Origin of the sequence: Pedobacter nutrimenti (assembly GCF_003208655.1) — a bacterium.
In the GTDB taxonomy this organism is placed as follows: domain Bacteria; phylum Bacteroidota; class Bacteroidia; order Sphingobacteriales; family Sphingobacteriaceae; genus Pedobacter; species Pedobacter nutrimenti.
Genome location: NZ_QKLU01000008.1, coordinates 126,014 through 147,839, shown reverse-complemented (window position 1 = coordinate 147,839; position 21,826 = coordinate 126,014). Strand labels below are relative to the sequence as shown.

The following is a 21,826-nucleotide window of genomic DNA, read 5'->3' as shown; positions in this document are numbered from 1 at the left end:
CTATCTTTACCTTGCAAATTAAGCGGTTTAATTGCATAAAAGCAGAGTTTCCAGCGAAATAATGATATGTCGAAATTTATAAAAGGCTTCGGTTATGCTCTTAAAGGGCTTTCTTATGCTTTTAAAACACAGCTCAATTTCAGGTTTCATTGTGCAGCTGCTGTTGTGGTTATACTGGCTGGCTGGTATTTTAAACTCAGTGGCAGTGAATGGTGCTGGATTTTATTGGCTGCAGCCCTGGTGCTTGTTGCTGAATTGCTCAATACAGCCATTGAAGCCCTGGTCGATCTGGTTTCACCCGGTCAACACCCCAAAGCAGGTGCCGCAAAAGATACCGCCGCCGCTGCTGTACTGGTTGCCGCCACGATTGCCGCAGCGATAGGTCTGGTCATTTTTATCCCAAAAATATTCTGATGTTGCACAAAACCCGGGGAATTGTTTTAAAAACCACTTTATATAGCGAAAGCAGTGTAATTGTCCAGGTTTTTACCGAAAAGTTCGGGATACAATCTTATATGATCAATGGGGTCAAAAGACCAAAAGCAAAAATCAGGATGAATATGCTCCAGCCGATGCAACTGTTGGACATGATCGTATATCACAAAGCCAACACCAGTATACAAAGGGTCTCAGAACTCCGGCCCCTTCCCGTATTCAGGAGCATCCCTTACGACCTGGTTAAACGTTCTATTGTGCTGTTTTTAAATGAGGTACTTTATAAAAGTATCCGGCAGCAACATACCGATGAGAATCTGTTCAATTATATTTTCAATGCCCTTTGCTGGTTTGATGAATGTGAAACTGCAGACAGCAGCTTCCATTTGGCTTTCCTGCTCAAGCTGTCCCGTTTTCTGGGTTTTGCACCCAATACCTTAGGCCGCAGTGACCAGAATTTTTTTGACCTGCAGGAAGGAGAATTCAAATCTTTGCAACCTGTCCACCCTCATTTTATAGACAAATCCAATGCAGCCTTATTTATTTTATTGCTGAATACTCCTTTTGAAAAAATTAATGAGCTCCGTTTCAACAATACCTCCAGAAGATTACTTCTAGATAAAATATTGATATTCTACACCTTACACACTGCTTCCTTTGGAGAAATCCACTCCCATGAAATTCTGGAAGAAGTCTTATCTTAAAATATCAGAATTTTTTTGGAGTTTTAATTTAGAGCTGTATATTTGCACTCCCCAAGGACGGGGACACAGCCTGCCGGCTGGCTTAAAGCAAAAAGGCAGAACCAAAGGGGAGATTAGCTCAGCTGGTTCAGAGCACCTGCCTTACAAGCAGGGGGTCACTGGTTCGAACCCAGTATCTCCCACCAACAGCCCGTCAGGCTTTAAATGGCAGACCCAGAGGGAGATTAGCTCAGCTGGTTCAGAGCACCTGCCTTACAAGCAGGGGGTCACTGGTTCGAACCCAGTATCTCCCACAAAAAAGCCTTAGATTTTTCTGAGGCTTTTTTTATACCCCTTGCATAAGTCCTATCCTGCTTTTCTTATTCCTTAACAGATAAAAGATGTCTCTGCGATGCAACGAAAGCTTTCCTGCTTTTGTCTGTTAGTAAATTCTTTCGTATGAATGCTTTTACAAAAATGACACTGCTATTTGTTGGCATCTGTTTCCATGCCCTGCAAAGTGCCGCACAAATAGACAAGGCTGCACAAATAGAGAAATTAATACACAACGCGAATCACCTGGGCCTGTTCAATGGCAATGTCCTGATCGCAGATCAGGGTAAAATCATTTACAAAACAGCCGTAGGTCACGCAGATGCTTCCGGAAAGGTTAAGCTTACCGGACAATACCGTTTTAGCATTGGTTCTATTGCCAAAGAATTCAATGCGGTTGGCATCATGCTCTTAAAGGAGCAGGGAAAATTGAGCCTTGAAGATCCTGTTTCAAAATATCTGCCCGAATTACCCCCCTGGTCTTCCGGGATCAAAATCAAAAACCTGTTACAATACTCCAGCGGCTTGCCTAAGTTTCAATGGAACGTCATTCAAAATGATGCGGACAATATGGAACACTTAAAAAAGACCAAACAACTTGATTTCGAACCAGGAACCCAATATTCATATAACAATAACGATGTATTTCTGCAAAGAAGGATTATTGAAAAAATTAGCGGTCAGTCTTTTAAAGAGTTTGCAGTGCAAAGATTACTAAAACCTGCAGCAATGCACACCGCCATTGTAGATCCAGGGGACAAAGATCCGTTCATTGCCCGATCATACGACAACCAGGGAAAAGAAGATCCGCTCGATTACCACCTCAGTGGCTGGGTTTCGGTCACAACCGATGACCTTTATAAATGGTCCAATGCCCTTAACAAGTTCCGCTTAATAGGCCCCTTATCGACAAAAGAATTATCCCAAACCTTTGCCTGGCGCACACAATGTGGCCTAGGTAGCCTCACCATGGAAAATAACAAGATCATCAGCCACAAACACGATGGTTCAAATTCAAACTACCAGGCCTTACTGCTCAGCACGACCGAAAATGGCAGAACCGTGATCCTGATGACAAATCAGATGCAAAACAATTTATATGCATTGAACAATTCTATTCAGGCCATATTAGACGGAAAACCTTATGATCAAATTAAAAAATCATTTGGCAAGAGCTTTCGCCCACAAATAGAACAATTGGACGGGAAACAACTGCTTGCCTTTTATCATCAGATCAAAAAAGAACATGGCGAAGAATACAACTTCAATGAAGAAAATGAATTAAATGAAATCGGGTATAAATTTTTACGTGGGAATAAACTAGCGGATGCAATTCTGATTTTTGAATACAATACCGTTCTTTTTCCACAATCGGGTAACGTATTTGACAGCCTGGGTGAAGCCTATTACAAACAAGGAGATAAGGTTAAAGCTTTATTAAATTACCAGCAGTCCTTTCGGCTGGACCCCGCTAATGAAACTGCAAAAAAGATCATTGCGGAACTGGACCACTAAAAAAGACCTGCACAACCAGATGTTGCAACAAGGAAAAATGTGTATTTTGAGTTTTCAAAAACAACATCATTATGGGATACAACCGACGGGATTTTATTGGGGCCGGCATGACCGCAGCAGCCGCCGTATTTTTGACATCCATGGACCTGTTTGCCTCGCCCGCTTTCCCTTCCGAAAAAGCGGCAGCAGGTTTCAGCTTAAAAATTATGGCGCCTTACTGGGGTTTTGATGGTTCGGTAACGGATTTCTGTAAAAAAGCAAAACAAGACGGATATGACGGGGTGGAAATTTTATGGTCCTCCCAGACGGCAAAAGAATTATTTACGGCTTTAAAAACACATCAGCTGGAAGTCGGTTTTCTTTGCCGTGGCGATGAGCCCCAGCCTGCTGCACACTTTGCTACTTTCCAGAAAGTACTGCACGAAGCGACAGCCCCGGGACAACAAAAGCCCCTGTACATCAATGTCCATTCGGGAAAGGATTTTTTCAGCTATGAAGACAACAAAAAGTTTATTGACTTTACCCTCGGGTATGCCAAAGAAAGCGGGGTCCCGATTTATCATGAAACCCACAGGTCACGAATGTTGTATTCTGCACCGGCTTCCCTGCCCTATTTACAGAAAAACCCCAACCTGAGGCTTACCCTTGATATTTCCCATTGGTGTAACGTCAGCGAAAGTTTGCTCGAAGATCAGCCAGAAACGGTTAACCTTGCCCTTTCCAGAACCGATCACATCCACTCCCGGGTAGGGCATGCTGAAGGCCCGCAGGTCAGTGATCCCCGCGCCCCTGAATGGAAAACTGCCGTAGAAGCCCATTTTGCCTGGTGGGACAAAGTGGTTGCCCTGAAAAAAAAACAGGGGAAGCCATTAACCATGCTCACAGAATTTGGACCGCCCAGTTACATGCCAACCATCCCCTTTACCAATCAACCTGTTGCCGATCAATGGGCAATCAATACCTATATGTTGCAAACCTGGAGAAAAAGATACCTGTAAAAAGATTTTTTGTGTAATTTAAATTAAAATTTAACCGGCTTATGAATATCATACACCTCCTATATGAGGAACTTACAGGCTTCTTTGGTCTTGGTGGCCTTATAAAAATGGTCCAGTCCGGAAACTATGGCGTGTTGTCTACCTTAGAAGGCATCCAAATGCTAATGGGCCCCATTATCCCCTTGCTGCTCTTACTGGAAATTCTAAGGGGCCTTTTTTACAAGCGCTTTAAAATAGACGAGTATAAAATGCCTTTTCTGGTTTTTGTACTAAATCGTTTTATATCTCGGTTTATCTCTATTGCAGCTGTTGCATTTTGTATCGGCCTATTAGAAAAATGGGCCATTTTTCACAGTACTTTTACCTGGTACTGGCTGATTTATGGCTACATCGTTTGGGAACTCTCTCATTTCGTTTATCACTACTTTGGTCATAAAGTAAGAATTTTGTGGTGCCTGCATTCCACGCACCATGCGCCGCAGCAAATGAACCTTTCGGTCAATTTTGCCCATTTCTTTTTGGAGGCTCCCTATGCCGATGTCGTCCGTACTTCCATATGCATTTTGCTGGGGGTCAATCCGGCCCTGCTTTTTTTCATTATGTTTATCGATGGCTTTTGGGGTTCCTTTATCCATATTGGCGAAAATGTGATCAAAGATGGCAGACTGGGTTTCTTAAATAAAATTCTGCTCACCCCATCACATCACCGGGTCCATCATGCTAAAAATCCGCTGTACCTGGACACCAATTTCTGCAACCTTCTGAACATATGGGACAAAGTTTTCAAAACCTACCAGGAAGAAAGGACAGACCTAAAAATAGAGTATGGAATTACACGGGAAATGAACCCCAACAGTTTGTGGGATGTTTACTTCGGGGAGTTTGTTTGCCTGGCCAAAGACGTGACATCGGCCCCAAATTTCAAAACAGGCTTGTTGTACATGATTATGCCTCCCGGATGGAGCCCTACCGGCGATCACAAAACCGCTAAAATAACAAGGGAATCTTTTATTACGCATGACCAGGAAATAAAAACCAGTGAGGCTCCTGTAACTGCGAATTGAATGCGGCTTTACTTCTTTTTCACCCCGCTACGGAAAGCAATTGCCTTTTTTTGAATCTGGCATCAATTTCTGAAAAACAGCATTCTATTTAGCATCCTAAACCGGCACGAGGAATCCTTGTGCCCCTGCGGAAGCAGTTCTTGTAAGTTCTTCTAAAAAAACCAGGTGGTTATTGTAAATTAACAAAGTAACGATCAGATAAAAACTATATAAATGACCCTGTTACCACCCTGTTAAGACCCTGTTAGCACCCTGTGACCACCTAGTTTTTTTAAAGCAAAATTAAGCTGTTCCACCACTTCAACCAGCCAAATATTCAGCACAAAAATCAGGCATTGGCAAAGGCCAGACACCCAGTTTAAATTTTCCGTTTTTTTACAAAATCCTGCAACATCTCTATACCCAGATTGTCTTATGCTAAGACACCACTTAAAACAACAGTCTATGGGACGCAGCTTTTCCTTGCTTTTTCTTTTCGCAGCCTTGCTGCAACTCTTTTTGACCATTCCACTTTGGGCACAAAAAAATACAGAGCCATCCGTAGCGGTAGATGCTTTTTTAAAACAGGAAATGAAAGATCTCCGTATCCCGGGACTCCAGGTGGCCGTTGTCCAAAAAGGAAAAATCGTTTTCCTGAAATCTTATGGATATGGCAACCTCCAGGACTCCACTGCAGTGAGCAACCGCTCTGTATTTTCTATTAATTCCTGTACCAAAGCTTTTACGGGGGTGGCGATCATGCAATTGGTAGAAGAAGGCAAAGTAGACCTTTCTGCACCCCTGTCCCATTACCTGGACGACCTGCCGGCAGCCTGGCAACCGGTCACGATCCGGCAGCTGCTCACGCACATATCCGGCATCCCGGACATTTTACGTATTGTCGGACAAGGAAGCGGGAGTTTTGTCAGTATGACCACCGAAGCGGCAGCGATGGAAAAAGTCAAAGCAGCGCCCATGGAGTTCAAAACAGGCACACAGTTTAGCTACAACCAAACCAATTATCTGCTGCTTGGAAAAATTATAGACAAACTTAGGGCAAAACCTTTTGCAGATGTTTTCAGGGAAAGGCAGTTTAACATCGCCGGAATGCCACATACTGGTTTTGGGGACTCCAGAGATGTTATCCCGCACAAAGCACAGAGTTACCGCTATGTTAGCCGTTTGGATGGCATTAAACTCCCAAAAGATACCTTGACCAATGTGTATGAGGAGTTCCCGGCTGCCCTAAGAACCGGTGCTTCCATCAACAGTACTGCGGAAGATCTGGCAAAATGGATCATCGCCCTACAGACCGGAAAAATCCTGCACGGAAAATCCACGCTGAAAACCCTATGGTCTCCCGGAGCATTTAATAATGGCAGCCCTACGCAATGGACTATGGGCTGGGTGAGTAAAATTCGCCCTAAACATCAGGCCATCATTTCAACAGGCGGTGGCCGGTCTGCTTTTTTTGTTTACCCCGAGGATGACCTGGCCATTGTATTGCTCACCAACCTTTCCGGAAGTTATCCCGAGGACCTGATAGATGAACTGGCCGGTTATTTCAACCCCGAAATACCATTATATGATCCCATATCGGCCCTAAACATACAGTTCAGAAAACAAGGCTTTGAAAAAGCCAGTGAGATTTTCCGCGAGCAGCAAAAAAACAATCCAAATTTCCATCCCAGCGAAACAGACCTGAACGACTGGGCCTATCGCCTGATGTCCAGACAGCAAAACAAGCTGGCCCAGGCTGTTTTCAAAATGATCGTTGATGCTTATCCCGGCAGTTGGAACGCCTATGACAGTTATGGGGAAATTCTCTTGAAAAACGGGCAAAAAGAAGAAGCCATAAAAGCCTATAAAAAATCTGTAGAGATCAACCCGGAGAATAAAAATGGATTACAGATTTTGCAACGATTGGCCAATTAATACTGCCTTAACATAAAAACCGATAGCTTTACAAAAGAAATTTTCGAGTTGTATATTTAATTGCACTCGTAAACGTTTCTTCTGTAAAGCTCCCTATATAATGATCAAAGACATCAACATTTTAAATACTGAAATCCTCTCTGACAACTGGTACACCCTCAAAAAAATAACCTACGAATACCTGAAAAAAGATGGCAGCAAAGTCATTCAGAACCGGGAAGCTTATGACCGGGGCAACGGGGCCACCATTTTATTGTATAATCAGCAACAGCAAACCGTGATCCTGACCAGGCAATTCCGTCTGCCGACCTTCATTAACGGAAATGAATCGGGAATGCTTATTGAGGCCTGCGCCGGTTTACTGGACAAAGACAACCCCGAAGATTGTATCCGGAGAGAAACAGAAGAAGAAACCGGCTATAAGATTACACAGGTGCATAAGGTCTTTGAGGCCTATATGTCACCAGGTTCGGTTACCGAGATTCTGTATTTTTTTGTGGCCGCCTACACCAAAGACATGAAAGTCCATGAAGGCGGAGGCCTGGAAGAAGAACAGGAGCATATAGAAGTTTTGGAACTGGGTATCGCAACGGCCATGGATATGGTGCGTAACGGAGAAATTAAAGATGGCAAAACCATCATGCTGCTCCAGCACCTGAAACTCAGCGGGCTTTTATAAGCCCTCTTTTTCCAGGTGATCTTTGCGCAACTTTTCCCGGATTTGCTGAAATCCCTTTTCCCGGTTTTCACGAAAGGGGCCCAGGATCACCTCTTTATTGGGATCCAGTTCTTCATCCGCATTTTTTTCTACCCAAAACCCAATTTCAATGATCAGGGGTAAAAGATCTATCCCCTTTTCTGTGAGTTTATAAAGGATTTTTTGTTTATGCTCCAGGCATTTTTCTTTACGGACCATGCCCTGTTTTTCCAGCAGTTCCAGGCGGTCGGCCAGAATATTGGTCGAAATCCCCTCTTCAGAACTGATGAACTCGTTGTAATACCTTTTGTTGAAAAACATCAGGTCGCGGATGATCAGCAGTGTCCATTTATCACCAAATATTTCCAGCCCGACATTCAACGGGCAATCAGATCTCCTGTTCATTATCATAGGTATAACCACTTGCAAATATAAAGCTGTTATGACTATATTTGCAACAGCTTGCTTAAAAACAAGTTGTTAAATTATGCAAATAAAACGTGTTGTTGTCACCGGCCTTGGCGCGCTTAGCCCAATCGGAAATGATGTTCAAACTTTCTGGAACAACCTGATCAACGGGGTTAGTGGTGCCGGAAGAATTACCAGATTTAACCCGGAGGCTTTCCGGACAAAAATTGCCTGTGAGCTGAAAGATTTCGATGCCTCGCAGTTTCTGGACCGCAATGAGCTGAAAAGGACAGATCCTTTTACCCAATATGCCATGGTGGCCGCAGATCAGGCCATTAAAGATTCCGGACTGGATTTTTCAAGCATGAACCCTTACGATTCGGGTGTCATATGGGGTACAGGCCAGGGCGGTATGCTTACTTTTGAAGAGCAGGTAAAGGAATACAGTGCCGGGAATTTTGTCCCAAGGTTCAGCCCTTTTTTTGTACCAAAGCTCATTTCCAATATGGCTTCCGGAATGATTTCCATTAAACACCGTTTGATGGGAATTAATTATACCACAGTTTCGGCCTGTTCCACTTCCAATACAGCAATTATGGATGCATTCAATTACATCCGTTGGGGCAAGGCCAAGGTGATCATTACCGGCGGTTCTGAAGCCCCGATCACAGAAGCTTCCGTAGGTGGTTTTTGTGCCATGAAGGCCATGACCACTGAAAACGACGCTCCTTTAACCGCCAGCAGGCCTTTTGATGCCGGCAGGGATGGTTTTTTAATGGGCGAAGGCGCCGCAGCATTGGTCCTGGAAGAATATGAACATGCCATTGCAAGAAATGCAACCATTTATGCAGAACTGGCTGGCGCTGCCATGACAGCCGATGCCTACCACATGACCTCTACCCATCCCGAAGGGGAAGGCGCTTATATGGCCATGCGTTTTGCACTGGAAGATGCCGGGCTTCAGGCCAGCGATGTTGATTATTTAAATGCCCATGCGACCTCTACCCCGGTAGGAGACCTGAGCGAAATTAAAGCCATCACCAGGCTTTTTGAAGGACATACCGATCAGCTGCACATCAGCGCCACCAAATCGATGACCGGGCATTTATTGGGTGCGGCAGGTGCCATTGAGGCCATCGCCAGTATTATGGCCATTAAACATGGTATCGTGCCACCAACCATTAACCTGACCAATCCGGACCCCAGCATTCCGGACAACCTCAATATTGTAAAACACGTGGCCCTGAAAAAGAAAGTAGATGTGGCCATGAGCAATACCTTTGGATTTGGCGGCCATAACGGCATTGTTGTTTTTAAACGTCATAAATAATTTCCGCTGAAAACAATTTCCGGCAGGGACTGTTTTTATTCCAGCTAAACATTCATCATGGAAAAAGAACAAATCAAATCCCTGCTGGAAATCATTGACCAGCAAGTGAGCTCCTCCATACTGGGAGGTATGGAGGAAACTTATGAAGAACTGGAAAGATTAGGTTATATTGTCATTCATACCGGTGCCGTCCAGCATTCGGCAAGCATGACCGAAAAAGGGCTGGCCTACCTGCAGGAACTGCACAGGGAATAACCTTATTTTTTTGCGTCCAGCAAAATAGCCAGTTGTATACAAGGGGTATCGGACCTGTTGCTCCAGGCATGATTGGTCCCCCGCTGAACAACAATATCCCCTGCTTTCAATAAAGTTTCTCCCTCCTCCAGGATCAAATAAATTTCTCCGGACAGGATAATAATATAATCCAGGGTCTGGGTCTGGTGCATCAGTGGATGCGGCTCCCCTGCTGAAGTGGGCATAATGCCCAGGTCTTTATCGGGCGGAATATGTACATACCGGAAGTAAGATCCATTTACAGGGGTATGTGGTATGGCGGTATTGGGTATCCGGGTTTCTTTTTCCAGATCAACCGGCATACTGTCGGTGCTCCAGATGTCCGAAATGACCAGTCCGGGAAAATCCTCTGAAACATTATTTACTATCGCATCCTCTGCGATCACAGACTTTCCGTTTTTATGACCGGTTACAATACGTCTGGGTATTTTGGGGATAGTTGTCATTTTCTTTTTTTTAGGGTTAAAAATAAAGAAAACAAATACGGCTATACGGTTTGGTTATTGTAATTTTTCATAGCTTTATCTTTATGAAGCCCCGGAAAAATTAAAACGAAAAGACAACACTAAACACAACCTTATGCAACCTATTTTATCCGGAAATGTGTATTGGGCCTATGACCATGACATTGAGCAGGCAGACACACTCAGCCTGTTGGGCATCCAGTTTTCGGGAACCCCACCTTTAAGTAAATATCATGGAGAAATCCTGTTGGGTACAGATGCACTTTACCTGTCCGGTGACAATGCCCTGGTGATCCCCTTGCAAAATATAGAGCAAATCTATATGGGCTTTGACGACACTTACAGAGTCACCTATGTAAAAAACTGGGGCCTTACCTGGCAACCCATTCGCTTGGTATTTGATAATGGGGAAGGAGATAAAGTGATTTATCTGATCATTGACCACAATTTTCTTTTCACCAATAACAAACGCTGGTTTGAAACCTTAAAAGAGTTGCTTGTCCCCCTAAAATAAAAAGGCAGCTGTCCCTGGGGAAGCTGCCTGAAGAGCGGATTGAATCTTTTTAGCCTTTAATCAAAATAACTGTACCGGAAAGGCCATACCGTAGCCCCAAAAACATGCACAGGCCCATTGGTGGCTATCTGACCCGCAGAACGGTCTGGAACCAGGTCATTGATCACCAGTGGCGTTCCGTCTGTATAAGTGATCTTCATGTTGATCTTACCTTCCGGGTCAAAACCCGGCGAACCGACCGCGTCCCACAAAATGGCCCTTGAGGCTGCCATACTGCCTGGCTTTGGTTGTGCTTTGGTTACAATATAGCTCAGCAGCGATTCATCTTTTGCAGCCACCCTATTGGGCGGCAATAAAGTTTGCATGGTGGTATTGGTGGTCACCGCATTGTCGAAGCCATATTCTCCCTGAATGATCAGGTACAAGAAATAATTTTTCACGGTTTCTTTAGAATAATCACTCCATTTGGTTGCAGGCCGCGTTTTGTATTTAATTCCATCCACATCCTTAATCGGCTGGCCATTTACATCTTTCATAATTACCGGAATGTCAAACCACATCCCGCTTTTTGGAATTTTGGTTTTATCATCCAGCACCCTTATCGCATCGTTGTGCAAAAAGATAAAGGTCCTGCCACTTTTTTCATATTCCCCCAGGTCGATGCCTGCATAATCCAGACCCAGTTTCATGTATTTAAAAACAGTATCGCCGGCTTTTAGGGGGCTTGTTCCGCGGTCTTCCAGGTATTGTCTGGCACTTTTATATAAACGCGGATCCAGCTCTTTTTTTTCATATTTATAGTCTTTCTGCAAATCCAGTCCTCCGATAGAGCAGGAGGAAAAGGCCAGGCCCAGCAAAAGCATCAGGCCATTTCTTATATTTTTAGCGTTGTTCATGTCTTTCTGTTTTTGTTAAAGGGATCTGTTTATTCCGAATATGGCGGGTTCTGCACCAGTTTTCTGTTCGAGTTTAAAACACTACGGCTAATTGGCCAGAGGTATTTCCTTTTATCGGTGCCCCAGCCTACAGGATCAGCGCCTTGTTCAATTTGACGGGTCACCAGTATCGGGTTCATAATTTCTGCTACACGATCGGTGCGCACCAGGTCAAACCAGCGCTTGCCTTCACCCAGCAATTCCCATTGGCGCTCCTGTAAAATGGCCAGCTCCAGATCAGAAACTGTCGCAAACTGTGCAGAGGTATAAGCGGTAAGCCCTGCCCTGACCCGGATCAGGTTGAGGTACTTCACCGCATTGTCTTTATCTCCGGTTTTATTTAATGCTTCTGCATACAGCAAATACTGGTCGCTTAAGCGGTACACCGGGATATACACATTTAGGGTTGGCCCATAAGTTCCGGTATAGGTATAAGTACCATTTAAACCTGCTGTAAATGTTCCTGGATACCATTTCCACATTCTGTCCCTGTTTTTTTGACTGATGTCAAAACTTTGTTTTACCCGGACATCTGTTGTCACCAGCTGCCATTTTGTGAACAATTCACTACCCACAACGTAAGGGGTATTGCTTGTTCCCGTACTCACTCCGGCCATACAGGCACAACCATTGTTCAGGTAATCCCAGTGAATGTTCCAGATCGATTCCACACTTCCCGAAGGCGTCACAAACATATCTTTCCAGATTGCACCAGGCTGCAGGTCTGCTGCTGCACCACCAGTACCGGTTGTTGCGGTCCCTGCCGCATTGTACACTTTGCCGGTTGGGGCTTTGGCAGCAAACAATCTTTTCAGCCAGAGGATGGCATTCGGATAATCCTTTTTCCACATGTATACATCGGCCATTGTGGCACAAATGGCGCCTTCGCCAATGTAAAAGGCATTTGGCGTTGCTCCTTTTGCAATGGTGGTGTAGGCGGTATTCAAGTCCGAAATGACCTGATCCAGCACTTTAGTCACCGGCTCCCTGGCCAGTTCTGGATCATCATAAATGCTTAGGTAAGGTTGTGTGCGGATGGGTGCATCTCCCCAAACCCTGGCAATGTAAAAATAACAAATGGCCCTCATGGCATAACATTGTGCCATATAACTTTGCAAACTGGCTGCCGGCAACTCATTAGCCGTTCCAGCCTGGGTATAATTGTTGATCAGCGGTAATTTCTGGATCAACAGGTTGGCCCGGCCAATTACTGTATACAACGGACTCCAATCGCTCCAGTCGTTATTGGGTGTGAGCGTATTGAAATGCATTTCGTTGGAATTGTTGTTGGCATAGGTTTTAAAACGCTCAAAATTATCCGAACGGCCTTCTCCCCAATAGGTAAGCCGGTTGGCAAAGGCTTTTTCACCAATCATGGCCTGCTGAAAACCACCATACATCCCTGCTATTCCCGCTTCTGCGTCAAATCTGTTCTTAAAAAAGTTATCATAAGTCCCGTCTGACAATGGCTTTTCATCCACCAGCTTTTTACAGCCGCCCGAAACGATACACAGGGCAGCGATTATAATATAAATGATCTTTTTCATATGCTCTTTCCTCTTAAAATCCAATGTTAATACCTAAACCAAATTCTCTTCTTTTCGGATATTTTCCGTTATCATCCCCTGGGGTCAATGTACTGGAGCTGAACTCCGGATCATAGCCGGTATATTTTGTCCAGGTCAGCAAATTGGTGCCATAGATATAAGCTGTGATGTTTTTGGTAAATACCCTGCTGGACATTTTCGGACTGAAACGGTAACTCAGCCTGGCACTGGACAAACGGACAAAAGAAGCATCTTCCAAAAACAAACTGTTTCCGTTGGCGCGCTGGCTTCCCCTGGTATCTTTATCAGGGAAATAAGGATAGATAGCAACATCCCCCTGTTTGGTCCAGGCCCCATAAACCGCCTCAGGAAGCGCAGGCCCGTTGGATGAACTGTTGTTGGTCAACCCTTGTTTAAAGGAATTGTATACCTGTCCTCCAATGGTCGCATTGACAATAAAAGATAAAGTCCAGTTCTTGTAGGTGAAGTTATTAATGATTCCAAAATAAAAATCCGGCTGGGCATTACCGATCACCTGACGGTCCTGATCGTCGATTACGCCATCATTATTCACATCCACCCATTCGGTATCCCCACCTTTTAGTTTCGCTCCATTTCCATATTTACTGTTCACCTGGCCTGTATAAGGTTGTCCGTTCAGTGTATAGCCATCGCAAACCGAAGTGGTATATTTTTTACCCGCCCCGTCTACCGCCTCCACGACCCTCACGTTCACCGGTGTTAAGCGGGTACCGTCGGTTGAGTAAGCATTGGAAACATCATACTGATAGATCCCCAGGTTTTTCCAGCCATAAAAATCACCTATTTTTCCGCCTTCCCGGATCAGGTGTTTGTTTCCTGCAATGAACTGCTGTCCGTCATAGAGTTTCAGGATCTTACCTCTTTCAAAGGCAATATTACCTGTCACATTCCATTTAAAATCCTTACCCATTACCGGGGTCCCATTCACCGCAAGTTCAAAACCTTTGTTCTCTATATTTCCAACATTTACTTTAACGGTAGAATAACCGGTTTCCTTAGGAATCTGGCGGTCATACAACAGGTCATTGGTTGTTTTAATATAATAATCTGCCGTCACACTCAGTCTGCCTTTAAAGAAGGCCAGGTCCAGACCGATGTTTTTGGTCAGGGTATTTTCCCATTTGATGGTCGGGTTTCCGAAAGAGCTGCCCAGGGCCGCACCTGCAACACCGCCATAACTTTCATTACCAATTTCAATTCTTTGTATCGACTCGTAATTCCCGCTGGCATCATTTCCCACTGTACCGTAACTTGCCCTCAGCTTCGCATCGTCCAGAAATTTTTTGGCCCAGCCCATAAATTTTTCATCCGAAAATCTCCATGCCGCTGATCCGGAAATAAAAGTACCTGACCTGCGGTCTATCCCAAAACGGGAGGAAGCATCATTTCTTAATGTTCCCTGTACGATATATCTCCCTTTATAACTATAACCAGGACGGAAAAAGAAAGAAGCCAGGGAATAAGCAGTAGCACTCACCCTTTGTTTGGTCAAATCGACCATATTCGCTCCGGTGACAAAATGTACGTCCTCAGAAATAAAGTTCTTTCCTTCCAGTGACATCAGGTCTGAACGGGTCCTGTCCCGGCTGAAACCAGCCAGGGCCGTTACACTATGGTCTTTTCCAAAGGTTTTCGCATAGTTAAAAAAGCCCTGCATTTCATAGTAAAAGCGTTTGGTAAAGCCATTTCTGGCAATATTTTCTGTTCCGTTGGAACTCAGGAACCTGGGCTGGAAGTAAAAAGTTTGTCCATTGTCCAGTTGTGCGTTAAAGGTTGCCGTAAAATTCAGGTCTTTAAAAATCTGATAGCGCAATGAATTGGCTATTTGCGCCTTAAACATTTCTTGTATATTGTCTTCCAGCAAGGCATTGGCCACCGGGTTACGCTTGGTGTTCAGGTAACTGGTCAGCGTCCCATCGGGGTAAAAGATCCTGGCATAGGAAGGCCTGTCAAACACTGGCCTAATGGAACTGTTGATGCTGGTAAAATTTCCCCTCTGCCAGTAATAGGAAGCATTGGTAGACCATTTTACCTTATCGGTCATTTGATAATCGACATTAAAGCGCGATTGGATCCTTTTGATCCAGGTATTGAGTGCAATCCCCCGGTCGTCTACATAGTTTCCGCTGCCATAATAGGTAAGGCCCTTCTGTCCACCGCTTACACTCATCTTTACGTCATTACGTTGTCCGGTATTCCCCAGCAACAGCTGTTGAAGGTCATTGTCTGTATTGAAACTGGGGTTCAGGGAATCTGTCAGCCCGCCGGCCGTTCCATTTGGATTTCCAGCCTGCAGTTTACGGTAATAACGCAGTTCTGCGGCATTGGCCATTTGAATTTTATGGGCAAGTTTTCCAAAAACATGGGAATACTGTACATCTACCCTTGGTTTGCCGTCCTGCCCTCTTTTGGTGGTGATTAAAATTACCCCATTGGCCGCCCTTGCTCCATAAATAGCTGCAGATGCAGCATCCTTAAGAACTTCTATGTTCTGAATATCGGCCGGATTAATGGCACTGGCATTGTCACTGATCACCCCGTCAATAACATAAAGCGGGTTTGAACCATTTCCTTCTGTAGAAAAGGTAGAAGAGCCCCTGATCCGTATAGAACCCTCCGCTCCCGGTTCACCACTGTCGTTCATGATCAATACACCGGCTGCCTGCCCTTGCAAGGCATCAAAAAGGTTCAGTGGCTGACGTTCTTCAATATCTTTAGCACTTACAGAAGATACTGCAGCGGTCAGGTCCTTTTTTTTGGTGACCCCACCGTAACCGGTCACCACCACTTCATCCAAACTGCTCAGGTCTTCTTTAAGACTGACATTGAGTTCTGTTTTTCCGGCCAGGGGGATTTCCTGTTTGATGAATCCGATATAAAAAAACACCAGAACGGCTTCTTTTCTGTCGGCCACATTGAGGTTGTACACCCCGTCACTATTGGTAGAGGTTCCCAAAGGAGTGCCTTTTAACTTGACACTCACACCAGGAAGCGGTATGCCTTTGTCGTCTTTGACCACTCCTTTGATCTTAAACACCTCCTTCTGCGCAAATAAAGGAGAAGAAAGCAATAAGCCCATGGTAAAAACGACGATTAAACGCCAGGCCCGGGCATTACCAAACTTCCATTTGTGAGACAAACAGTTTTTTTTAGTATAAATTTCCTTCATACATTTTTTTTTAAAATGAGTTAATGGTTTATTAAATAATCACGATTAGCCAAAAGGGGGATTTGGATGCAGCCAGGATATGGCGCTTTAGGCCACAAAATAGTTGTGGCAAAGAATGGCTCTCACTCTCATACAGTCAATGGGGTTTAAGTTTATATTGGTTAGGTATTCAATGTTTCTTCGGTGTTCCTTTCAAAAATGACTTTCCAGGACTTTAGGACAGTGAGCTTGGCAGTAACACGGGTCCATCCGGAAATCTGAAGACAGGAAAACTCAGAAAACATCAGGGTTGCCGGGAAAAGGCGGAATGTTTGTTTGTTTTCATACTCGTTCGCTTGGGTTTGTTTAAATTATTTGGTTCCTGCAATTGAACAAATTATATGCGTGAATTATTTAATGGGATTGGCTTATTAGTATTGAATTTTGGCATCAGCTTTTTTAACTGCCTGATTTACTACACATAAGCCCTAAGCCCCGCCATTCCCGCAGTCAGCTTTGGGTTTTCTGATACAGGCACAAAGCTTGTCTTTTATTTTTTTATCGGATAAAAACCATTAGGTTTACCTTAATTTTGGCGTTTGTTTCATCGGACGCTTTTATTATTTTTAATTATACAATTAGAATAGATTATTTTATGATTATTGTTCCCAAAACACGTGGTTTTATCTGTCTGACCTCCCATCCTGAAGGATGTGCACAGAATGTAAAGAACCAGATCAATTATGTAAAATCTAAAGGTTCCATTGATGGTCCTAAAAAAGTATTGGTCATTGGCGCTTCTACAGGGTTCGGACTGGCTTCAAGGATCACCAGCGCTTTTGGCTCAAATGCAGCTACCATCGGGATCTTTTTTGAAAAACCTGCAGCACCAGGCAAACCAGCTTCACCAGGATGGTATAATTCTGCGGCTTTTGAACAGCAGGCTCATCAAGTCGGTCTTTATGCAAAAAGCATTAATGGAGATGCATTCTCCAATGAAATAAAACAACAGACCATTGACCTGATTAAGGCAGATCTTGGGCAAATAGACCTGGTTATTTACAGTCTGGCTTCTCCAAGAAGGACAGATCCGGTAACAGGTGTAACGTATAACTCTACACTGAAACCTATTGGACAGCCTTTTACCAATAAAACAGTCGATTTTCATACCGGTGTTGTTTCAGAAATTTCTATACAGCCGGCAAATGAAGAAGATATTGAAAATACAATTAAAGTAATGGGCGGTGAAGACTGGGAAATGTGGATCGATGCCTTAAAGGCCGAAAACCTCCTGGCCCCCGGTGCCACCACCGTAGCTTATTCTTACATTGGCCCATTGCTGACAGAGCCGGTTTACCGTAAAGGAACCATTGGCCGTGCCAAAGATCATCTGGAAGCCACTGCTTTTACCATCGCAGATAAACTTAAGGACCTGGGCGGAAAAGCTTATGTTTCTGTAAACAAGGCCCTGGTCACCCAGGCCAGCTCTGCCATTCCGGTCATTCCTTTATACATCTCCTTATTGTATAAAATCATGAAAGAAGAAGGCATCCATGAGGGTTGTATAGAACAGATCCAGCGTTTATTCCAGCAGCGTTTATACACGCCTACTGAAATTCCAACCGATGAAAAAGGAAGGATCAGGGTCGATGACTGGGAAATGCGCGAAGATGTACAGGCAAAAGTGGCTGAGCTCTGGAAACAGGCCACCACAGAAAGTCTTCCTGCCATTGGTGACCTGAAAGGCTACAGCACAGATTTCTTTAACCTGTTTGGTTTTGAAGTCCCTGGTGTCGATTATGAAAAAGAGGTAGATGAAATGGTAGAAATCCCTGGCTTACAGGCTTAGACCAGACCCAGATATAGACAAAAGGCCGTACTGCTATGCAGTGCGGCCTTCGTTGTTTAGGCCCAGTCCTTCCGCAAACTGTGGCGTTTTTCAACATATTTTTTGATCTCAAAAAATCATAATCAACTAAAAATCAATACGATGCCAAAAATCGAGCTTTCGGCATTATTCTTAAACATAGCTAAGGGTAATCAACAAGATTAATTATTAAAAACATAAAAATTATGAAACAGATCATCTTATCAGCCGCATTTTTAGCATTCGTTGGATTAACAACTGTAAAAGCAAATGAAGTAAAAACTTCTTTTAAATATACTGTACAACAAGATAGCTCTGCAAAAACACCTGTAGAACTGAAAGATCTTCCTGCAGCGGTACAAACTACACTTCAGACAGATCCAATTAAACAATGGACACCTACTGCAGCGTTTTTAGTGACCAACGCAGACAAAACCACTTATTACCAGATTGATTTGAAAAAAGAGGATAAAACCGCTACAATCAAAATGGATAAAGATGGTAAAGCCGTTAAATAATCCCTATGATTAACCAAAGGAAGGAGCCGGAGCAATCCGGCTTTTCCTTTTTTAATTCGAATTAAACTTCTAAAAAAGGCTTAAAAGCCCCATTAAACAGGATAAAAAAGGCAGGCACTAATTTTTTTTAGTAAATTTTACTGATATTCAGTTATTTGTGTCTACCTTTGTAACTCAATTTTTTAATAAAAATACAATGCAAGAAGGAGTAGTAAAATTTTTCAATGAGTCAAAAGGTTTTGGATTTATCATCCCGTCTAACGGAGATGCTGAAATCTTTGTTCACTCAAGTGGCCTTTTAGGCGAAATCCGCGAAAATGATAAAGTATCATACAATGTGGAACAAGGCCGTAAAGGACTTAATGCAGTAAATGTTCAGGTAATCTAAAGTTCCTAATTACATATATTGTGAAAACTGCTTTTCTGAAAGGAAAGCAGTTTTTTCATTTTAGAGCGTTTTAGCTCAGGCCTTCGGTTTCTTCTGCAACCTTTTCCTCAGGATCAAGCTCTACATTCCCTTCCTTGTCCTTTTTTCCAAAAAGGATAGGATACAAAAACATTAAAGCGCCAATGACAAAGAGCAGGCCTGCGGCTTCCAATAAATAAATACTGGAATCCATCCGGTTAATGCTCATTACCTTATAGGCAATAAGCGCCAGTATACCCAGAACAATTGCAACAACTGCTTTTTGAAGTTTAAGTACTTTTACCATGATCTTCTGATTAAGATTTTCTTTTCCGGATAAAACTTAGCACAACAAATATCAATCCAATTGCTTCCAGCAGCATACTGGCAATAATAACAGCGATGGAAGATGCAGTGTTTGTACTTTTAAGCAATAAGGCTACAGGCATCAGAAGCACCGCAGCGATCATACAGATCATTCCTGTTTTTAATGGTTTTGCCATGTTGCAAATTAACAACAAATTCCTGGCCCGGGAAGGTTTAAATTTTTAAGGGTATAGGAATTGGGACAGGCTGTCTTCTGTTTTAAGCAATAGCTAAAACCAAACGTCTTAAAAAAGCAAAACCCCGGCATCCACCAGGGTATTCACTTCTATTTATTATTCACCTAAATCTTAATTATTTGCGGTTCATCGCAACAATGTGGTCCACTTTCAGACTTTCTGTAAACTGAGCCTCAAAATCAATCTGCGTAAACAAGCGCTGACCAGATTCTGTTTTAAGCGCGGCAAAACCTTCTGTTTTTAATTTTGAAACATCTTCTTTAATCAGGATGTGCTCATCGGCCTGACCCGATAATTTTAAAGAAGAATGACCTTTTGTAACTGAATACAATCCGGCAGTTTTAACATTTACATCTGCCTGGGCCTGATCATTTAAAAAGATCTGAAGTACAGGAAGTGTAAAACTGCCTTCGGTTTTTACATAACTCTGATCGTAAGCTTCTATTCTTTTCAAATCTTTTAAGGTAACATATACCGTTACCGGGCTTGATTCCTCCGAACTGATCAGCAATTTATTTCCCAATTTTTGTACAGCAACTTTATCCTCAGAACTGTTACGCTCTACCCGCACGTTTTCTTTGTTTCCCTGGCTCAGGTAAACCCTTACATTTCCTTTAACCTGCAACATGTTATAGCTGCTGGCTGAAGAAAGTTCAGCTGCTGTTTTTTCACCGTCTTTTGCAAAAGTGCTAAAAGCAGTAGAACTTAAAACGATGGCTGTTAAAGCGGTTGCGAATAGGGTTTTGATGGCTGTTTTCATGATTGTATATTTTAAAATTTTTTATTTCTTTTTTGGTGATAAGACGTCATTAGGAGAACGGATGTTGCATCTGTTTGCCCCATTTTAGACCAACACCAATACCTTAATCGACGAACTGCCCGAAATACCCGACCAGTTACCCTATTTTTTTTCTGCCCCATAAAAATGCCTTTCAACTGACCCGATTTGGATAAACACTGGTTTAATTTGTATAACTAACCTTCTATTACGATGTGGAACAGAACTAAAATCACGACTTTACTGGGTATACAATACCCTATCTTTCTAGGCCCTATGGGTGGTGGATTTTCTACAGCTTCTTTACTGGCCGCGGTTTCAAATGCCGGTGGACTGGGCAGTTATGGCGCTTATACGCTTTCCCCAGCACAGATTTTGGAAGCAGGTCTTGAAATTAAAGCTTTAACGACCAAGCCCTACAACATCAATTTATGGGTTTCGGATGTTGATCCCGACCTGAAGAACTATCCGCAGGAAAAACTGGCCGGTATAAAAAAACTTTACGAACCTTATTTCCAGGAACTGGACATTCCGATGCCAGAGCTGTCCGGCCATATCACATCGAAATTTGAACAGCAGCTCGAAGCTGTTTTCGAAATCCGGCCAGCGGTATTGAGTTTTATTTTTGGCATCCCCTCTAAAGAAGTGCTGCAGGAATGCCGGCGCCTGAACATCAAAACTATAGGTGCGGCAACAACACTCCAGGAAGCCTTGTTGCTTGAAGAAGGGGGCGTAGATGCCCTTGTGGCGGCGGGCTTTGAAGCCGGTGGGCACAGGCCCTCTTTTTTAAAACCGGCAGCCGATTCTTTAACAGGAACCTTTGCCCTTATCCAGCAGCTTAGTGCCCGGATCAGCCTGCCGATTATTGCGGCGGGCGGAATTACAAACGCAAAAGGTATTGCTGCAGCCCTGTGTCTTGGTGCAGATGCGGTGCAGCTTGGCACTGCTTTTCTGGCCTGCGAGGAATCCAATGCCACTGCGGTACACCGTGACCTTCTTTTTTCTGATGCAGGAGCTAAAACAGTCCTTTCCAAATCGCTAACCGGGCGTATGGGCCGGATGATCGACAACAGGATCGCCAGCCAGATCAGCAATCAGACAGAAGTTTTACCTTTTCCTTTACAGGTACAATTTATGGCTCCCCTTAAGGCAGCGGCACTTGCAAAAGGCAAAACGGACCTAATAAACTTTTGGTCAGGTCAAAATACAAGCGGCCTTAAATACCGTAAAGCAGCGGAACTGATGGCACACCTGATCACCGAAACGGAAGTCCTGTGTAAATCTGCTGGTTAAATTACCTTGTAAAAGCCTTATACTACAGAATTGAGTATAGCATTTTTAATTCTAAAACCTTAACTTTGCATCCTTATTTT

Annotated in this window: 22 protein-coding genes and 2 tRNA genes; 16 read left to right on the top strand and 8 right to left on the bottom strand. The window is 43.6% G+C overall.

The features are described from left to right. Positions 1-66: 66 nt before the first annotated feature. The 9 genes from B0O44_RS20255 to nudK all read left to right on the top strand — a co-directional run bounded on the left by B0O44_RS20255 (position 67) and on the right by nudK (position 7,621). Positions 67-414 (top strand): diacylglycerol kinase family protein, encoded by a 348-nt coding sequence (locus tag B0O44_RS20255; protein ID WP_110833923.1) that lies wholly within the window; start codon positions 67-69, stop codon positions 412-414. Beyond that, positions 414-1,139, top strand: a complete 726-nt coding sequence (gene recO, locus B0O44_RS20250; protein ID WP_110833922.1) for a DNA repair protein RecO — start codon at positions 414-416, stop codon at positions 1,137-1,139. The genes B0O44_RS20255 and recO overlap by 1 nt, the downstream gene beginning before the upstream one ends. 107 nt (positions 1,140-1,246) lie before the next feature. Then, positions 1,247-1,324: transfer RNA gene (locus B0O44_RS20245), tRNA-Val, on the top strand. A gap of 33 nt (positions 1,325-1,357) precedes the next feature. Further along, positions 1,358-1,432 (top strand) — tRNA-Val (locus tag B0O44_RS20240). A gap of 145 nt (positions 1,433-1,577) precedes the next feature. Then, positions 1,578-2,966 (top strand): serine hydrolase, encoded by a 1,389-nt coding sequence (locus tag B0O44_RS20235; protein ID WP_110833921.1) that lies wholly within the window; start codon positions 1,578-1,580, stop codon positions 2,964-2,966. Positions 2,967-3,037: 71 nt separating this feature from the next. Further along, a complete protein-coding gene (locus B0O44_RS20230) occupies positions 3,038-3,964 on the top strand; it encodes a sugar phosphate isomerase/epimerase family protein (RefSeq protein ID WP_110833920.1) in 927 nt (308 codons plus the stop codon). A gap of 41 nt (positions 3,965-4,005) precedes the next feature. After that, a complete protein-coding gene (locus B0O44_RS20225) occupies positions 4,006-5,028 on the top strand; it encodes a sterol desaturase family protein (protein ID WP_110833919.1) in 1,023 nt (340 codons plus the stop codon). A 444-nt stretch (positions 5,029-5,472) separates the two neighbouring features. Next, positions 5,473-6,942 carry a serine hydrolase gene (locus B0O44_RS20220; RefSeq protein ID WP_110833918.1) on the top strand — a complete coding sequence of 490 codons (1,470 nt, stop codon included), beginning with the start codon at positions 5,473-5,475 and terminating at the stop codon, positions 6,940-6,942. A gap of 100 nt (positions 6,943-7,042) precedes the next feature. Next, positions 7,043-7,621 carry a GDP-mannose pyrophosphatase NudK gene (gene nudK, locus B0O44_RS20215; RefSeq protein ID WP_110833917.1) on the top strand — a complete coding sequence of 193 codons (579 nt, stop codon included), beginning with the start codon at positions 7,043-7,045 and terminating at the stop codon, positions 7,619-7,621. Here nudK and B0O44_RS20210 read toward each other — a convergent pair. After that, positions 7,616-8,044, bottom strand: a complete 429-nt coding sequence (locus B0O44_RS20210; RefSeq protein ID WP_110833916.1) for a winged helix-turn-helix transcriptional regulator — start codon at positions 8,042-8,044, stop codon at positions 7,616-7,618. The two genes, nudK and B0O44_RS20210, sit on opposite strands and share 6 nt — an antisense overlap. A gap of 82 nt (positions 8,045-8,126) precedes the next feature. Here B0O44_RS20210 and fabF point away from each other — a divergent pair, with 82 nt between their 5' ends. Further along, the gene (gene fabF / locus B0O44_RS20205; RefSeq protein ID WP_211321426.1) at positions 8,127-9,377 is read left to right on the top strand and encodes a beta-ketoacyl-ACP synthase II; all 1,251 of its coding nucleotides are present in this window, start codon (positions 8,127-8,129) and stop codon (positions 9,375-9,377) included. 57 nt (positions 9,378-9,434) lie between these two features. Further along, a complete protein-coding gene (locus B0O44_RS20200; RefSeq protein ID WP_110833915.1) occupies positions 9,435-9,632 on the top strand; it encodes a hypothetical protein in 198 nt (65 codons plus the stop codon). Between the two features lie 2 nt (positions 9,633-9,634). On the opposite strand, the gene B0O44_RS20195 is transcribed toward B0O44_RS20200, so the two are convergent. Next, positions 9,635-10,117 (bottom strand): cupin domain-containing protein, encoded by a 483-nt coding sequence (locus B0O44_RS20195; protein ID WP_110833914.1) that lies wholly within the window; start codon positions 10,115-10,117, stop codon positions 9,635-9,637. Positions 10,118-10,250: 133 nt separating this feature from the next. Between B0O44_RS20195 and B0O44_RS20190 the strand changes: the two genes are divergently transcribed. Next, complete coding sequence (locus B0O44_RS20190; RefSeq protein ID WP_110833913.1) at positions 10,251-10,649, top strand: hypothetical protein; 399 nt, start codon at positions 10,251-10,253, stop codon at positions 10,647-10,649. Positions 10,650-10,705: 56 nt separating this feature from the next. On the opposite strand, the gene B0O44_RS20185 is transcribed toward B0O44_RS20190, so the two are convergent. From B0O44_RS20185 to B0O44_RS20175, 3 genes are read right to left on the bottom strand one after another with little or no spacing between them, the layout of a single operon-like run. Continuing rightward, positions 10,706-11,545 carry a hypothetical protein gene (locus B0O44_RS20185; protein WP_110833912.1) on the bottom strand — a complete coding sequence of 280 codons (840 nt, stop codon included), beginning with the start codon at positions 11,543-11,545 and terminating at the stop codon, positions 10,706-10,708. A gap of 29 nt (positions 11,546-11,574) precedes the next feature. Continuing rightward, a complete protein-coding gene (locus B0O44_RS20180; RefSeq protein ID WP_110833911.1) occupies positions 11,575-13,131 on the bottom strand; it encodes a RagB/SusD family nutrient uptake outer membrane protein in 1,557 nt (518 codons plus the stop codon). Positions 13,132-13,144: 13 nt separating this feature from the next. After that, on the bottom strand, positions 13,145-16,342 hold the full coding sequence (locus B0O44_RS20175; RefSeq protein WP_245943756.1) for a SusC/RagA family TonB-linked outer membrane protein: 3,198 nt from the start codon (positions 16,340-16,342) through the stop codon (positions 13,145-13,147). A 634-nt stretch (positions 16,343-16,976) separates the two neighbouring features. Between B0O44_RS20175 and fabV the strand changes: the two genes are divergently transcribed. The 3 genes from fabV to B0O44_RS20160 all read left to right on the top strand — a co-directional run bounded on the left by fabV (position 16,977) and on the right by B0O44_RS20160 (position 19,094). Then, positions 16,977-18,170, top strand: a complete 1,194-nt coding sequence (gene fabV, locus B0O44_RS20170; protein ID WP_110833910.1) for an enoyl-ACP reductase FabV — start codon at positions 16,977-16,979, stop codon at positions 18,168-18,170. A gap of 224 nt (positions 18,171-18,394) precedes the next feature. Continuing rightward, on the top strand, positions 18,395-18,706 hold the full coding sequence (locus B0O44_RS20165) for a hypothetical protein (RefSeq protein ID WP_110833909.1): 312 nt from the start codon (positions 18,395-18,397) through the stop codon (positions 18,704-18,706). A gap of 196 nt (positions 18,707-18,902) precedes the next feature. Then, entirely contained in the window at positions 18,903-19,094 is a 192-nt protein-coding gene (locus tag B0O44_RS20160; protein WP_110833908.1) for a cold-shock protein, read from the top strand. Positions 19,095-19,164: 70 nt separating this feature from the next. Here the strand turns inward: B0O44_RS20160 and B0O44_RS20155 are convergent, their stop codons facing one another. The 3 genes from B0O44_RS20155 to B0O44_RS20150 form a co-directional block, all read right to left on the bottom strand. After that, a complete protein-coding gene (locus B0O44_RS20155; RefSeq protein ID WP_110833907.1) occupies positions 19,165-19,419 on the bottom strand; it encodes an isoleucyl-tRNA synthetase in 255 nt (84 codons plus the stop codon). Positions 19,420-19,429: 10 nt separating this feature from the next. Then, complete coding sequence (locus B0O44_RS24890) at positions 19,430-19,615, bottom strand: hypothetical protein (RefSeq protein ID WP_146229880.1); 186 nt, start codon at positions 19,613-19,615, stop codon at positions 19,430-19,432. Positions 19,616-19,790: 175 nt separating this feature from the next. Next, positions 19,791-20,435 (bottom strand): GIN domain-containing protein, encoded by a 645-nt coding sequence (locus B0O44_RS20150; protein WP_110833906.1) that lies wholly within the window; start codon positions 20,433-20,435, stop codon positions 19,791-19,793. A gap of 231 nt (positions 20,436-20,666) precedes the next feature. Here B0O44_RS20150 and B0O44_RS20145 point away from each other — a divergent pair, with 231 nt between their 5' ends. After that, entirely contained in the window at positions 20,667-21,746 is a 1,080-nt protein-coding gene (locus tag B0O44_RS20145) for an NAD(P)H-dependent flavin oxidoreductase (RefSeq protein WP_110833905.1), read from the top strand. Positions 21,747-21,826: the final 80 nt, after the last annotated feature.